Genomic DNA, 14931 nt, shown 5'->3' on the forward strand with positions numbered 1-14931 from the left:
ATGTCAATGATAAAGACCTCAGTTAAGCGTCCGGTCACTGTGTGGATGTTCATGCTTGCCGTAATGCTATTTGGCATGGTTGGATTTTCACGCCTTGCCGTCAAACTGTTGCCAGACTTAAGTTACCCCAGCGTGACCATTCGCACCGCATACGATGGCGCAGCCCCGGTTGAGATTGAACAACTGGTGTCAAAACCTATAGAAGAAGCGGTTGGAGTGGTAAAAGGCCTACGCAAAATTAGTTCTATCTCGCGCTCTGGTATGTCTGATGTGGTACTCGAGTTTGAATGGGGCACCAATATGGACATGGCAAGCCTAGAGGTGCGCGAAAAAATCGACACCATTGAGTTGCCGTTAGACATTAATAAACCGCTGTTATTGCGCTTTAACCCTAATCTTGATCCCATAATGCGTTTAGCATTTTCAGTGCCCAACGCCAATGCTGAACAACTTAAACAAATGCGTACCTTTGCAGATGAAGAACTTAAGCGTCGCCTTGAAGCATTGTCGGGTGTGGCAGCCGTTAGATTATCAGGTGGGCTCGAGCAAGAAGTGCATATTGAGCTTAATCAGCAAAAACTCAGTCAATTAAACCTTAACGCAGACCAAATTAAACGCCGCATTAATGAAGAAAACATCAATTTATCTGCCGGTAAAGTTGTGCAAGGTGACAAAGAATACCTCGTCAGAACCTTAAATCAATTCAACTCACTCGAAGAGCTTGGCCAGGTCATTGTTTATCGAAATGAGCAAACCCTGGTAAGACTGTCTGACATTGCGGTCATATCAGACGCCTATAAAGAACGCAGCGACATCACTCGAATAGGTGAAATGGAGTCTATTGAGTTAGCCATTTATAAAGAAGGCGATGCCAATACGGTTGCGGTCGCAAAAAAGCTTCATGCTGAGCTGGCTAATATCAATCAAGCTGACAATAAAAATCAACTTAACGTCATTTACGATCAATCTGAGTTTATTGAAAGTGCCGTCAATGAAGTGACCTCAGCAGCCCTGTTTGGGAGCTTATTAGCCATGCTGGTGATATATCTGTTTTTACGCGATATTATTGCCACGTTGATTATTTCTATATCAATCCCCTTCTCGGTCATTGCCACGTTCAATATGATGTACTTTGCTGATATCAGCTTAAACATTATGTCACTTGGCGGTATTGCACTGGCTATCGGTTTATTGGTCGATAACGCCATTGTGGTACTGGAGAATATTGACCGCTATAAATCGGCTGGAATGAATAAGATTGATGCTGCTGTGACTGGCTGTAAAGAAGTTGCTGGCGCTATTTTTGCCTCAACCTTAACCACATTAGCGGTGTTTTTGCCCTTAGTGTTTGTTGACGGTATTGCCGGAGCCTTGTTTGCAGACCAGGCGTTAACCGTGACCTTTGCACTACTCGCTTCATTATTTGTCGCGTTAACGGCAATTCCAATGCTGGCTTCTCGACAAGGCTTTACTAGCTTGCCTAAGCCGGTCGACACGCCAAAAGTTGCCAAACCCACTAGCGTTAGAGGCAAAATTGGATATTACCTATTGGCGGTTGTTAAGTTTCCATTGGCACTCTTGTTCAGCTACTTACCCGCAGGATTACTCACTGCCATGATCGTCATCAGCCGCTTTGTCAGCAGTGTACTTGGCTTTTTACTCACCCCCATTTGCGCGAGCTTTAATTGGGTTTATCGACGTATAGAAGCATTGTATTACCGCATACTGCGCCATGCATTACGTCATCAGGTGTTCACTCTCATTATCGCGTTGATGGTGACATTAGCCTCGAGTAGCTTATTACCTAAACTCGGAATGGAGCTTATCCCCCCCATGAACCAAGGTGAATTTTATGTCGAAATATTATTACCGCCTGGCACCGAAGTCAGTGAGACAGATGCGGTGTTACAACAATTAGCCTTATCAATTAAAGACCGTGAAGATGTAAAACACGCCTACAGCCAAGCGGGTAGCGGCGGCTTAATGACATCCGATACTGCTCGGGGCGGTGAAAATTGGGGCCGTTTACAAGTGGTATTGGCCGATCATTTCGCCTTTAATGCCGTCAGCCAGGTACTCAGACAGACCGCGCGCAACATCCCTGAGCTTGAAGCGCAAATAGAACACCCTGAACTGTTTAGTTTTAAAACCCCGTTAGAAATTGAGCTATCAGGCTATGACTTAACGTTACTCAAACAAAGCGCTGACCAACTGGTTAAAGCCTTAGGAGAGAATGATCGATTTAGCGACGTCAACACCACACTGCGTGATGGTCAACCTGAAATCAGTATTCGCTTCGACCATGCACGCTTAGCAGCCCTTGGCATGGATGCGCCAACGGTAGCGAATCGTATTGCTCAGCGCGTCGGCGGCACCATTGCCAGCCAATTTACAGTACGTGACCGTAAAGTGGATATTCTTGTGCGTAGCGAACAAGCCGAGCGCGATCAAATCAGCGACATAGAATCATTAATTATTAATCCTAACAGCAACCAACCAATCCCATTAAGCGCAATTGCTGCAGTGGACCTGCAAATTGGCCCCTCTGCCATTAACCGTATTAGCCAACAACGTGTGGCCATTGTGTCATCAAACTTAGCCTATGGTGATTTAACTGAAGCAGTACTTGAAGCACAGCAAATACTGTCCAAGCAACAATTACCAAGTTCAATACAAGCCCGATTTGGCGGGCAAAATGAAGAAATGGAGCACTCATTCGACTCGCTTAAAATTGCTTTAGTGTTGGCTATATTTTTAGTTTACTTAGTGATGGCCAGTCAATTTGAATCGTTACTGCATCCGCTATTAATTCTTATCGCTGTACCTATGGCAGTTGCTGGCAGTATTGTTGGGTTATTTATCACTGGCACTCACATTAGTGTGGTGGTGTTTATTGGCTTGATTATGTTGGCAGGAATTGTGGTGAACAATGCCATTGTATTGGTTGATAGAATTAATCAGCTACGCCAACAAGGCCAGGAAAAACTGAGCGCTATTAATGACGCAGCGCAATCACGGCTTCGCCCCATCATGATGACAACCTTAACCACCACCTTGGGCTTATTACCCATGGCAATTGGCATGGGTGATGGCAGCGAAGTACGCGCGCCAATGGCCATTACGGTAATATTTGGTCTGTGTATGTCGACTCTACTGACATTATTGGTGATCCCTGCGCTATATGCCCTCTTTGATCGCAAACAATTTGATGCCAAAGATGTTGAGATAAACACTGCGGAGACACCAGCATGAATATCACCCAACTGGCAATAAAGCGTCCGGTCACCACCAGCATGTTTTTCTTAGCCATCATGTTATTTGGCATGGCTGCGAGCCGCATGCTGCCACTAGAGATGTTTCCGGGCATTGATATTCCGCAAATTGTCGTCAATGTACCATACAAAGGTTCAAGCCCTGCCGAAGTTGAACGCGACATCACCAAAGTGCTCGAGGAGTCATTGGCGACCATGAGCGGCATTGAAGAAGTGCGTTCTGATTCAACCCAAGACGGCGCGTTTATTCAACTAAACATGAAATGGGGCCAAGAAGTTGCCACCAAAAGTCTAGAAGCACGTGAAAAAATAGACTCTGTGAGGCACCTACTGCCAAAAGATGTCGAACGCGTCATTATTCAACAGTTTTCGACTGCCGATATGCCTGTGCTGACGATTCGGATTTCGAGTGAACGTGAACTATCAAACGCTTTTGACTTACTCGACAAGCAATTACGTAAACCACTCGAGCGTGTCGAAGGCGTCTCAAAAGTCACCCTATATGGCGTGGAACAAAAGCAAATTGAAATTCGCCTAGATGCCGATAAATTAGCATCATCAGGGCTTAATAGCCTTGATTTACGCACTCGCTTGTTAACCGAAAACTTCGTAATTAGTGCCGGTACGATTCGCACTCACTCACAAGTGTACCAAGTGACACCCAAGGGAGAATTTACCAGTCTCGACGACATCAATACGCTGGTAATTGTCCCAGGGATCCAGTTACAAGACATCGCGTCGGTGAGTTACGCGTTGCCCGAAAAAGAAGAAGGCCGACACTTAGATCAAAAATACGCCGTGGGCATTGATGTATTTAAAGAATCTGGCGCTAACTTAGTTGAAGTGTCTGACCGGGTGCTTAAGGTTATCGAGCAGGTTAAGCAAGATCAGCAGTTTAATGGCATTAAGCTGTTTATCATGGAAGACCAAGCCTTTGGGGTTAAATCATCGTTAAAAGACTTACTTCTCGCGGGTTTAATGGGCGCAGTATTGTCATTTGGGGTGTTGTATTTGTTTTTACGCAATCTCAAAATGACCTTAGTCGTGGTGTCATCGGTGCCGATTTCATTATGTATGACTCTGGCCGGGATGTACTTTTTAGGCTACAGCTTAAATATTTTATCCATGATGGGGTTATTGTTAGCCGTCGGTATGTTGATTGATAATGCCGTGGTGGTTACCGAAAGTGTGCTGCAACAAAAACAAGCCGCAAATATTGACGACACCTGCCAAATCAAAGCCAATCAGCAAGCGGTATTAACAGGAGTCGAAAAAGTCTCACTGGCGGTATTGGCCGGCACACTAACTACAGCCATCGTGTTTTTACCCAATATTTTTGGTGTAAAAGTCCAGCTCACCATCTTTTTAGAGCACGTTGCCGTCGCGATTTGTGTATCACTCGCCGCGTCATTATTAGTGGCGAAAACCCTCATTCCACTCATGCTTAACCGGTTTCACTTTGAAGTAAAGCCGGTTAATGACAACAATCGTTTAGCACTATTTTATCAACGCAGTTTACGCTGGATTTTAGCTCGGCCAAAACGTTCTGGCGTGATAGCCATAGCACTATTAGTCTCAACAGCACTGCCATTAAGCTTAGTGCAACAAGACCAGGGCGATGGTGAAGGTAATGAGCGGTTGTACATTAATTATCAACTTGAAGGTCGGCATAACCTGGCCGTCACCGAAGCGTTGATTAATCGCATGGAAGACTACTTATACAGCAACAAAGATGCTTTTTATATCGACGCTGTATACAGTTATTACGCACCCCAAGATGCACAATCAACCATTTTGCTGCAAAAGGATATCCCTATTGAAATGGGCGAATTGAAAAAGATGATCCGTGAAGGGTTTCCTAAGTTTTCAATCGCCACGCCACAATTTGGTTGGGGCAATGACAATAATGGTATCCGAGTGACATTAACTGGCCGCTCAACCTCTGAACTTATACGTCTCAGCGAACAAGTCGTGCCATTGCTAAGTAATATTGATGGCCTTGTGGATGTGCGGTCTGAAGTTAATGGTGCCCAGCAGGAAGTGGTTGTAGTGATTGACCGTGAAATGGCTGCAAGACTTGATCTGACCTTAAGCGATATAGCGTCAAACATTGCAATTGCTCTTCGCGGTTCACCTTTACGCTCGTTTAGGCATGACCCCAGTGGCGAGCTTCGTATCGAGTTGGCGTATGATAAAAGTTGGCAAAATTCGCTTGAAAAACTTAAGCAACTGCCAATTATTCGCCAGGGTGATAGAGTTTATACACTCGACAGTTTAGCCGAAGCCACCATAGTGCCTCGCTTTGACACCATTAGACACTTTAACCGCCAAACTGCTTTATCAATTGGCGCAAACCTTGATGACTTCACTACAGAAGAAGCACAAGAGAAAATCACCCAAGTCATGGACTCAATCAACTTTCCTTACGGTTATGGTTATTCGCTTCGTGGTGGCTTTGAACGTCAAGATGAAGATCAGTCCATCATGGCAGTGAACATGATTTTAGCTATCGCAATGATTTATATCGTGATGGCGGCCTTATTTGAATCATTATTGCTACCCACCGCCATTATCACCTCGATAATGTTTTCCATCACAGGGGTATTTTGGGCCCTATGGCTGACAGGCACTCCTATGTCGGTGATGGCCATGATTGGTATATTAATTTTAATGGGCATTGTGGTGAATAACGGCATTGTTTTAGTGGATCAAATTAATCAAATGACACCGGATTTAGACAAACTGAGCGAAACCATTAGTGATGTGTGTATTACTCGCTTGCGTCCGGTATTAATGACAGTGGCCACTACGGTACTGGGCTTAGTGCCACTGGCCATGGGCGACACTCAAATTGGCGGCGGTGGCCCACCATACTCCCCCATGGCCATTGCCATTATTGGTGGACTTATCTTCTCAACTGTAACCAGTTTGTATTTAGTGCCATTGTGTTATCAGGCGCTATATTTAATACGACATAAGGCAGCCATTCGCTTAGGTTTAGCCAACAATTTTGCTCAAAAGCTGCTACCTTGGACTTAACAACGATATTAATAACAAGTTTGTAACCTACAAGTGATCAAACAAGCCTAAGTATCAGTATTAAACGGTAGTTTATCGCAGGTAAAACAGTATAAATAAAGGGACAGACATGAAACAGAGATTTCAAACTCAATTGATTCGGCTCAGCACATTGGCCATATTGACATTCAGTGGCAATCTTATGGCCGATAACAGCATGAGCGATGTCAAAATCACCTCAAAAAAGCTCGCTGACAACACCTATATGTTCATGGGGGCTGGCGGCAATATTGGCGTATCAGCAGGCAGTGACGGCTTATTGATTATTGACGATCAATTTGCCCCATTAGCCGCAAAAATTTCAGCATCGTTAAATGACATTCAAGCAGGCAACCCTAAGTATATTGTCAATACTCACTATCATGGTGATCATACTGGCGGTAATGCCCATTTTGGTAAGACCGGCACCATCCTCGCCCATCACAATGTACTAAAACGCTTAAGTGAAGACAGTAAAACACCCAAATCAGCGCTGCCGGTGATTACCTACGCTGAAAATATTTCCATCCATTTTAACCAAGATACTCTTGAGATTATCCACTTAGGCCCTGGTCATACCGACGGCGACAGTGTGGTGATATGGCAAAAAGCCAATATTGTCCACATGGGTGATTTGTATTTTAAAGACCGCTTCCCATACATAGACTTAAATGGTGGCGGTTCGGTGATGGGTTATCGCGACAATGTCAGTGCCATATTAGACAAACTCGACAACAACACTCAGGTGATCCCCGGCCATGGAGAACTCGCCACTCGCAACGAGTTATTAAAATTTAAACATATGCTGGACGACAGCATTAATTGGATGCGCGGTGAAATCGAAATGGGTCATGACCTGGCTAAAATCAAACAACAAGGTGTACCACAAGAATATCAAGATTGGGGATGGCAGTTTATTTCGGCAGAGAAATGGATAGACACTCTTTATCAAGATTTACAGCCTAAAAACTTACCCTAATCGTTAACCGTTATAAAAAGCTTGCAGACTTGCAAGCTTTTTATCGTTTATCAGGCTATTACGGCATTATTATCGGCATACCTGAAATGCCACAACACCCAGTATACCGGCTTTATGTCTCTGCCCCCCATATCTTTAAATGGTCGTGCAAAATAGAATAGCCACTGCCAGGAAACTAAAAACTGTTTTGCTTTTTGCCATACAAACTCGCCTCCAGCCGCACGGTAAGCATTGATAGCTTGGGTAATTAAGGTATTTCGTGGGCCGATATAGCGATACAAACTATGAATAAACACCAATAAGTCTCGCACCTGCTGCGACACAATAGATTTACCCTGCTGATGGGCTTCCAAATCTATAAACTTAACCTCCCCCTGACACCAACTAATATCGCGTAATGCGGGTCGGCCATGTGCTAATTGCATGGTATGTAAAGTAGCTAATGCTATGGCTGCATCTTTAAGGATTTGTGGCCAATGAGCTTCAGGACAGTGTAATAGTAAGTCCTTTATCGTTGCGCCGGCATCTTCTACCACCATGTAGTCCTTACCCGCGCCAACCAACGCAGGCACTGGTGCACCTTGCTTAGCCAACTGGGTTAACACCTTAATTTCTTTATGCAAAGCATCTGTAGAATTCTGCTTTAACAAACGCATAGTGCCGCTAAGTTTCTCAACTTGTTTAAGCCAGTAGCGTTTACCTAAATATTCAAATGCGACCACCCGCTCTCCACGGTGCTCATCTATCACTTGGGCAACTAATTTTTGAAAATCATCATTGTCAGCCATAAGACAACCTAGTCAAAAGACCTGTATTACTGATAATGAAATTATCTTCCTCGCTATCAATAATTTCAAATAAACTCATGACTTTAGTTGTTATTACATATATTTTTAGCGTTTTATTTGCAACAAAGAGATAGCTTGTTAACAATCTGAAAAAACCCATAACACTCGAGGTTTGATTTTACAATTAGGCATAAAAAAACGCCCAAAGGACGTTTTATGTTTATCAGCATATCGCTAGGTTACGGGTTACTCAGCAACCCAAGGCGTGGCACGATTTTCTAATAGCACCGGAATACCTTCCGTAATTGGATACGCTAATTTATCAAATTTACAAATTAACTGTTGCGCTTCTTTGTCATATTCCAACTTACCTTTACATACAGGGCAAGCCACAATTTCGAGTAATTTTTTATCAAATGCCATGAGACAATCCTTTTTTTGTTTGAGCCACAGACTGTAGTTGGCTCAAAAATGCTTGATCAAATTCTGGGGTAAGCTTCGCATTTACCGGTAAATACCACCAGTGACTTTGAGCAAAATCGCGACATTTAACCGCATCTTTTTCAGTCATCACTAATGGGTGTACTTTAGATAATACTTGTAACTGTGCAGGTTCAAATGCCTGGTGGTCGGTAAACTCAACTTCGTTCGCTATTTTATAGCCTAATTGGCTAAGAGTATTAAAAAAACGTTGCGGATTACCAATGGCAGCCATAGCAACTACAGGCTGTTGTGGGTCAAACTGTTCAGCCAATGTATTGTCAACCTGGGTTAGCGGTGCAGGCGTTAAACTCATCAGCACTTCATTGACATGTGCTGGACCACCGTTATTAATCACAAAGTCGACACTATTAAGCCGCCAAAGCCCTTCTCGTAATGGGCCTGCGGGGATTAACCATTGATTACCATAACGTCGGTCGCCATCCACTAACGCAATTTCAATATCTCGTGCTAATGCATAATGTTGTAAGCCGTCATCGCAAATAATCACGTCTACATCATAATTGGCCAACAGTAAGTTCGCCGCATCAACTCGCTTAGCGCCAACCACCATAGGCACTTGCGTGCGCGCCACAATCATTGCCGGCTCATCACCAACTGCACAGGCTTTAGCGCCGCTATTAACCACTAAACACCCTTGAATATCTACGCCATAGCCGCGACTTATCACTCCTGGTCGATACCCCTGCTGACGAAGCAGTTCGATGAGGTAAATAACCGTTGGGGTTTTACCACTGCCACCAGCAGTGATATTACCCACCACAATAACAGGCACAGGCAAACGGTTGGCAGATTTAATATTGAAACGAAACAACATTCGCCGTGTGGCTGATATCAATGAAAATAACCAAGACAGCGGCAATAATAGCCATTTAGCCCAATGGTTTTGATACCAAATGCGATGGATGAGTTGCTGCATAACCCTCGCCTTATTGGCTAAACTGCATCTTATATAAATTGGCGTAAATGCCCGCTTGAGCAATCAAGTCACTGTGATTACCGCGCTCAACAATTTGCCCTTGGTCAATAACCAAAATTTCATCGGCGCTTTCAATGGTTGATAAACGGTGAGCAATCACAATTGAGGTGCGGTTATGACGTAAATTGTCTAAGCCTTTTTGGATGGCTTTTTCAGACTCAGTATCTAACGCAGAGGTTGCTTCATCTAAAATGAGCACAGGCGCATCACGAAGCATGGCCCTTGCAATGGCAATACGCTGGCGCTGACCGCCTGAAAGTAATACGCCGTTTTCGCCGACTTGAGTTTCTAAGCCTTCGGGTAAGGTATTAATAAACTCCATTGCATAAGCAAGCTCTGCTGCCTTAACAATTTGTTCGCGGGTCACTTCACCTGGATATGCATAGGCGATGTTATTGGCAATGGTGTCGTTAAACAACGTCACTTGTTGCGACACTAACGCCACCTGATTACGCAATGATTTAAGCTGATAGTCATAAATACTGGTGTCATCAAGGGTGATATCGCCTTGGCTCAAGCCACCATAAAAACGGGTAATCAAACTGGCAATGGTTGATTTACCCGAACCAGAACGTCCCACTAAAGCCACGGTTTTGCCCGGCTTAACTTCAAAATCAATGCCATTAAGTGCGGCTTTATCTTGCTCTGGATATGAGAAAGTCACGTTATCAAAACGCAGTTTGCCTTGTACGCGCTCGACAGTAAATGTACCGTTATCTGACTCTGGTGCAGTATCGAGTAATTCAAATACCGTTGTACATGCCGCAATACCACGCTGAAACTCAGCATTAACACGGGTTAAGTTTTTAATGGGTTGTAACATGGCAAGCATCGCGCCCAAAATAGCGGCAAAAGTCCCTGCTGTTAAATCGGTTTTCATGCTGTCCCATGTGGCGGCATACAATACAAATGCCAGCGCAAATGAACCAATCACCATAATCAGTGGCTGGCTCACAGATTGAGCTACAGCTAACTTCATATTTTGATAACGATTACGATCGTTAACTTTATAAAAACGCTCAAGCTCGGTTTCTTGTCCACCAAACACTAATACGTTTTTATGACCTTTAATCATTTGTTCAGTAGTCGCGGTTACCCCACCCATAGCTGACTGAATTTGCTTAGAAACTTTACGAAAACGACGACTGACGACACTGATCACAATCCCAATGAGTGGACCAATCACCAAAATACACAATGACAACTGCCACGAGTAATAGAACATGATGGCTAACATGCCTATCGCGGTCATACTGTCGCGCACAATTGAAATTAACGCACTGCCAGATGCTCGGGCGATTTGCTCTGTGTCAAAGGTCACCCGTGAGATCAAGTTACCGCTGTTTTCACGGTCAATATAACTGACTGGTAAGCGTAAATAATGCTCAAACACTTGCTGACGCATGTCCATAATTAATTGCGCACTAATAAAAGACACACAATAAGTAGACACAAAGTTAGCGACACCACGAAGGCTGAACATTAAAATGACCACGATTGGGGCCATAAACATAATATTGTTGTCGGCATTAAAACCACCGTGAGTCGGCACGTCGACACCAGCGACAACCGAAGGCGTTTGGCTAAAGCCCTCATCAATAAACGGCTTAATAAAGGCAATAAAAGCAGCGTCTACGGCACCATAAGTCAATAAGGCAAGAACGGCCATTATAAACTTGGTTTTCATAGGGACTACATAGGTCATCAGACGTTTAAAAACGACCCAGATTTCATTCTTATCATTAGAAGTTGATGCTGACATTGAATCCAATACTTAACTAGCAAACATGAGGCGTATTCTACTCTGCTTTAAGTCTCTCACCAAATTTAAACAATTGATTGTACCAAAATGGCGCTAAATGATGGCGGTAAGTGGCTATTTTGTAGCCTTTTTCTGTAAAGCTGAGGCTTATTTGCCCTTGATGTCCGGTATGTAGGGTTACTATCCCGAGGTCTTGATATCGTGCCATGACATCTTCTTTAGGGAAACCATACTGATTGGCAAAACCCGCGGTGGCGATTGCGACTTGAGGCTGAACCGCTTCAATAAAAGCGGGAGTAGACGATGTTCGGCTTCCATGGTGAGGCACCAATAATACTTCTGCAGCTAGCGTTAAATCGGCGTTAAGCAATGCTTGTTCACGTGGCGCTTCAATATCGCCAGTCAATAGCACGGCAGTCTTGCCATCATCTAAGCGCAAGACACAAGATTGATCATTGTCATTATCGCTGTGCAGGGTATCGTCTAAAAATTGTAATTCAATACCTTGCCACCAAAGCTTGCCACGACATGTTTGATAGGCTGGGCGCTTGGCGTAAGGTTCAACGTTAAAATCAGCAATAATGTGACTGTTAGGATAGGTTTTAGATAACAGCGATAAGCCACCAACATGATCGTTATCAGCATGACTCACCACAATATAGTCAATACTGGTGATCCCTTTGGCCGCAATAAACGGCACTATAGCGCGAGCAGCATAGCTAAAGTCACCATATGCCGCACCTGTATCATAAATCAATCCATGTTGACCGTGTTGCAGAACTACCGCCATGCCCTGAGCGACATCAAGCACATGCATTTGCCATTGTGGCGCGGTGTTAGGCTGATGACTAACATGCCCTTCTTGCCAACTAGCCGCGTAAGTTTGTAACACAATGGGCAGACACAGTAATACCGCAACGCCATACCATACCCAAGAACGATAACGACTGCTATAACGTCGATAATGCAGCAAACCAAGTGCAATGCATAAAAACAGCAAAGCCATTAGCCATTGCTCGGTGACCTTAACCAGACTATATGGCAAATAGTCACTTAACGATAACAACCACACAAATGGTTCGAGGCTGAGATTAGCTATGTAAAATATGTTTTCGCCACTCTCATTAATCACCGAAGGCGACAAAGCCAATAATTGCATAAGCACAAACGTGCCTAACCATAGGCAAAAACTTAACATCACCACAGGGATAGCCACGACACTAAACCAAGGTACAAACAATAAATTGAGCCAAATACTGTGCGGTGTCATGGTGCCAAACAACACGGCCTGCAATAACCCTAAGCCAATAGCTAAACGCCACTGAATAGACCACAAGACTTTAAGGCCAAGCACAGTTTGATGATAAAAACGGTTGAGTTTGGTCTTTGCACGTACTAAAACGGGTTGCGCCTTATCGTGTAAATGAGTCAAGTTAGGTTCGACGTTAAGACGCTCAGGTTTAACGGCCAGCAAAATAATCGTTAAAGCTAAAAATGATAACCAAAAGCCAGCGCTTAACATGGCAAAAGGATCAAGCAATAACACCATACATAATGCATACAGTAAACGGTCCCAGCTATTGTTATATTGCTTTACCACAGTAAAGATGACTAATAACAGCATCATTAACAGCGCACGCTGCGTTGCGACGGCAAAGCCAGATAAATAACCGTAGCCAAGGGTAATCATTGCCGCAATAAGCATTATGGCGATGCCATACCCCCGATGCTGAGTGGCAACAAACAAGCGTGACAACAACATTAACAGACTATAAAACAAGCCAAATACCACCGAGAGATGCAATCCCGAAATGGCCACCAAATGCCCTGCACCAGTTTGTCGAAGTTGCTGCCAACGTTGTTCGCTTAATTGACTTTTATCGCCAAAAATCAATGCGCGTAAAATATCACCTTCACTAAACCTGGCTAAAATAGGCGCTGTAATATCAATAATCGCTTGTCTTATTGAGGTTGAGCTGTTGATTAACTCAGCCTGTTTAACTCGCCCTTTTGCGATAATATGCTGACTGATAAAGGACTTTTGTTGATTAAAACCACCTTGGTTTTGAATGCTGCTGATGCCTTTCAATCGGGCATTAAATTGCCAAATCTGCCCAGGCTCAATTTTCGCTGGCTTTTGCCAGGTTAATCGGTAATATCGCTGCACATTAGATAAGGCCATCGCTTCAAAATAAGATGAATATGGGGCTGTGGGTAAAACTCGCACATCAAAACTTATCCAGTCGCTGTTTTGGCTAACAAGTGATACTATCTGCGCCTTAAATTGAATTCGCTCGGGTTTTTCGGCGTTTTGGTGTAAATAAAGGCACTGAAAAAACAGACTGATCCACAACGCGGCAAAGATACCGCCAGCTAAAAACGGGATTTTTTTAAGGCAAAGTAACACCAGTAAGCACAAGATAGGCAAACACCATAGGGGTGCCAGCGAAGGCCATAACATCGCTGATAAAGAACAGGCACAAAAGCCATAGATAAATCGATTCATAGTGAATGAGTTAAGACATTAATCGACAAATATGCCAAAAAAAATAATCCAAAGATTTATGCCAAAACCCGAAACACTCCGTGATCACAAGTATTTACGGATGTTTGGCACTTTGTTGCATAAGCCCAATTTATGGGCATTAAATCGTAAATCTGCACCTGGCGCCTTTGCGGTAGGTTTATTTGTGGCATGGGTTCCTATGCCATTTCAAATGGTATTAGCTGCAGGTTTAGCTATTTTATTTAATGTTAATCTCCCCGTTGCAGTCGCACTCGTGTGGATAACCAACCCTCTAACAATGCCCATTATGTTTTATGCCGCTTATATGGTCGGCGCTAAGATCTTGGGGCATAAAGCACAGGCGTTTCATTTTGAAGCAACGTGGACATGGATTGAGGCATCAATATCAACTATTGGCCCCCCCTTTTTAGTGGGCTGCATCGCATTAGGTATCGTGTCTGCCATTGCTGGATTTGTGGTGATTAAAAGTATGTGGCGATATTCGATTTTATTTAAATGGCAGCAAAGAAAGGCGGATAAATAACCCGTCGCATTCTGTCACAAAAAGTTAAAGGCCACTGTGAGTGGCCTTTTTAATATCTGATGCTTATCTAAACCGCGTTAAGAAAGGTATTACTCATTATGCTGATTTAAATTATGCGCCATTTGTTTCGCTAATCGCGCAAAATCAGCAATCTCTTGTTCTGTTAGACCACTTTTCATTATTTCGTTAACTCGATTTTCAGCCGTGCTCAACTGCTTAACTATCTGCTCACCTTCACCACTAATACCTAAGTAATAACTGCGCTTATCATTTGGATTGTCGAGTTTGCTCACATAACCTAAACCAATAAGCTCTTTTATTAATCTGGCTAATTGTGCTTTGTCTATTAGGGTTTTCTGCACAATATCATTAGCCGTCACCTTTTGGTTATAAAAAGAGATAATTTTAAGTACGCGCATATGGAGAGGCGTTATGCCTAGATCATCGACCTCAATAGCTTGGCGCAATGAGCGCTTCATACTGTGTAATAAATTAAACAGCGGTTCTTTTATATTCTCAGACACAAAACATCCTTAGTGTAAT

General features: G+C 43.6%; 10 protein-coding genes. 4 read left to right on the plus strand and 6 right to left on the minus strand.

Going from position 1 to position 14931, the window contains the following annotated elements; genetic code table 11:
• The 3 genes from IEY48_RS01515 to IEY48_RS01525 all read left to right on the plus strand — a co-directional run bounded on the left by IEY48_RS01515 (position 1) and on the right by IEY48_RS01525 (position 7308).
• A complete protein-coding gene (locus IEY48_RS01515) occupies positions 1–3252 on the plus strand; it encodes an efflux RND transporter permease subunit (protein WP_188916554.1) in 3252 nt (1083 codons plus the stop codon).
• Positions 3249–6311, plus strand: coding sequence for an efflux RND transporter permease subunit (locus tag IEY48_RS01520; protein WP_188916555.1), 3063 nt, complete (start codon positions 3249–3251; stop codon positions 6309–6311). The genes IEY48_RS01515 and IEY48_RS01520 overlap by 4 nt, the downstream gene beginning before the upstream one ends.
• Before the next feature lie 109 nt (positions 6312–6420).
• A complete protein-coding gene (locus IEY48_RS01525) occupies positions 6421–7308 on the plus strand; it encodes an MBL fold metallo-hydrolase (RefSeq protein WP_188916556.1) in 888 nt (295 codons plus the stop codon).
• A 50-nt stretch (positions 7309–7358) separates the two neighbouring features.
• Here IEY48_RS01525 and IEY48_RS01530 read toward each other — a convergent pair whose 3' ends face one another.
• The 5 genes from IEY48_RS01530 to IEY48_RS01550 form a co-directional block, all read right to left on the minus strand.
• Positions 7359–8096, minus strand: coding sequence for a phosphotransferase (locus tag IEY48_RS01530; protein WP_188916557.1), 738 nt, complete (start codon positions 8094–8096; stop codon positions 7359–7361).
• A 246-nt stretch (positions 8097–8342) separates the two neighbouring features.
• Positions 8343–8519 (minus strand): Trm112 family protein, encoded by a 177-nt coding sequence (locus IEY48_RS01535; RefSeq protein ID WP_188916558.1) that lies wholly within the window; start codon positions 8517–8519, stop codon positions 8343–8345.
• The gene (gene lpxK / locus IEY48_RS01540) at positions 8509–9516 is read right to left on the minus strand and encodes a tetraacyldisaccharide 4'-kinase (RefSeq protein ID WP_188916559.1); all 1008 of its coding nucleotides are present in this window, start codon (positions 9514–9516) and stop codon (positions 8509–8511) included. Before lpxK ends, IEY48_RS01535 begins: the two co-directional genes overlap by 11 nt.
• A 10-nt stretch (positions 9517–9526) precedes the next feature.
• The gene (msbA, locus tag IEY48_RS01545) at positions 9527–11338 is read right to left on the minus strand and encodes a lipid A export permease/ATP-binding protein MsbA (protein WP_188916560.1); all 1812 of its coding nucleotides are present in this window, start codon (positions 11336–11338) and stop codon (positions 9527–9529) included.
• 37 nt (positions 11339–11375) lie between these two features.
• Positions 11376–13844, minus strand: a complete 2469-nt coding sequence (locus IEY48_RS01550; protein WP_308424876.1) for a DNA internalization-related competence protein ComEC/Rec2 — start codon at positions 13842–13844, stop codon at positions 11376–11378.
• A 31-nt stretch (positions 13845–13875) separates the two neighbouring features.
• Between IEY48_RS01550 and IEY48_RS01555 the strand changes: the two genes are divergently transcribed.
• Positions 13876–14388 carry a DUF2062 domain-containing protein gene (locus IEY48_RS01555; RefSeq protein ID WP_188916562.1) on the plus strand — a complete coding sequence of 171 codons (513 nt, stop codon included), beginning with the start codon at positions 13876–13878 and terminating at the stop codon, positions 14386–14388.
• Positions 14389–14477: 89 nt separating this feature from the next.
• Here IEY48_RS01555 and IEY48_RS01560 read toward each other — a convergent pair whose 3' ends face one another.
• Positions 14478–14912, minus strand: a complete 435-nt coding sequence (locus IEY48_RS01560) for a MarR family winged helix-turn-helix transcriptional regulator (RefSeq protein WP_188916563.1) — start codon at positions 14910–14912, stop codon at positions 14478–14480.
• Positions 14913–14931: the final 19 nt, after the last annotated feature.

Origin of the sequence: Shewanella saliphila, from assembly GCF_014648295.1 — a bacterium.
In the GTDB taxonomy this organism is placed as follows: domain Bacteria; phylum Pseudomonadota; class Gammaproteobacteria; order Enterobacterales; family Shewanellaceae; genus Shewanella; species Shewanella saliphila.

What these genes read in the sequence shown, in the direction of transcription:
- IEY48_RS01535 (WP_188916558.1), bottom strand. Translation starts at nt 8,519, where the DNA reads ATGGCATTTGATAAAAAATTACTCGAAATTGTGGCTTGCCCTGTATGT.
- lpxK (WP_188916559.1), bottom strand. Translation starts at nt 9,516, where the DNA reads ATGCAGCAACTCATCCATCGCATTTGGTATCAAAACCATTGGGCTAAA.
- IEY48_RS01515 (WP_188916554.1), top strand. Translation starts at nt 1, where the DNA reads ATGTCAATGATAAAGACCTCAGTTAAGCGTCCGGTCACTGTGTGGATG.
- IEY48_RS01550 (WP_308424876.1), bottom strand. Translation starts at nt 13,844, where the DNA reads ATGAATCGATTTATCTATGGCTTTTGTGCCTGTTCTTTATCAGCGATG.
- IEY48_RS01555 (WP_188916562.1), top strand. Translation starts at nt 13,876, where the DNA reads ATGCCAAAAAAAATAATCCAAAGATTTATGCCAAAACCCGAAACACTC.
- IEY48_RS01530 (WP_188916557.1), bottom strand. Translation starts at nt 8,096, where the DNA reads ATGGCTGACAATGATGATTTTCAAAAATTAGTTGCCCAAGTGATAGAT.
- msbA (WP_188916560.1), bottom strand. Translation starts at nt 11,338, where the DNA reads ATGTCAGCATCAACTTCTAATGATAAGAATGAAATCTGGGTCGTTTTT.
- IEY48_RS01525 (WP_188916556.1), top strand. Translation starts at nt 6,421, where the DNA reads ATGAAACAGAGATTTCAAACTCAATTGATTCGGCTCAGCACATTGGCC.
- IEY48_RS01520 (WP_188916555.1), top strand. Translation starts at nt 3,249, where the DNA reads ATGAATATCACCCAACTGGCAATAAAGCGTCCGGTCACCACCAGCATG.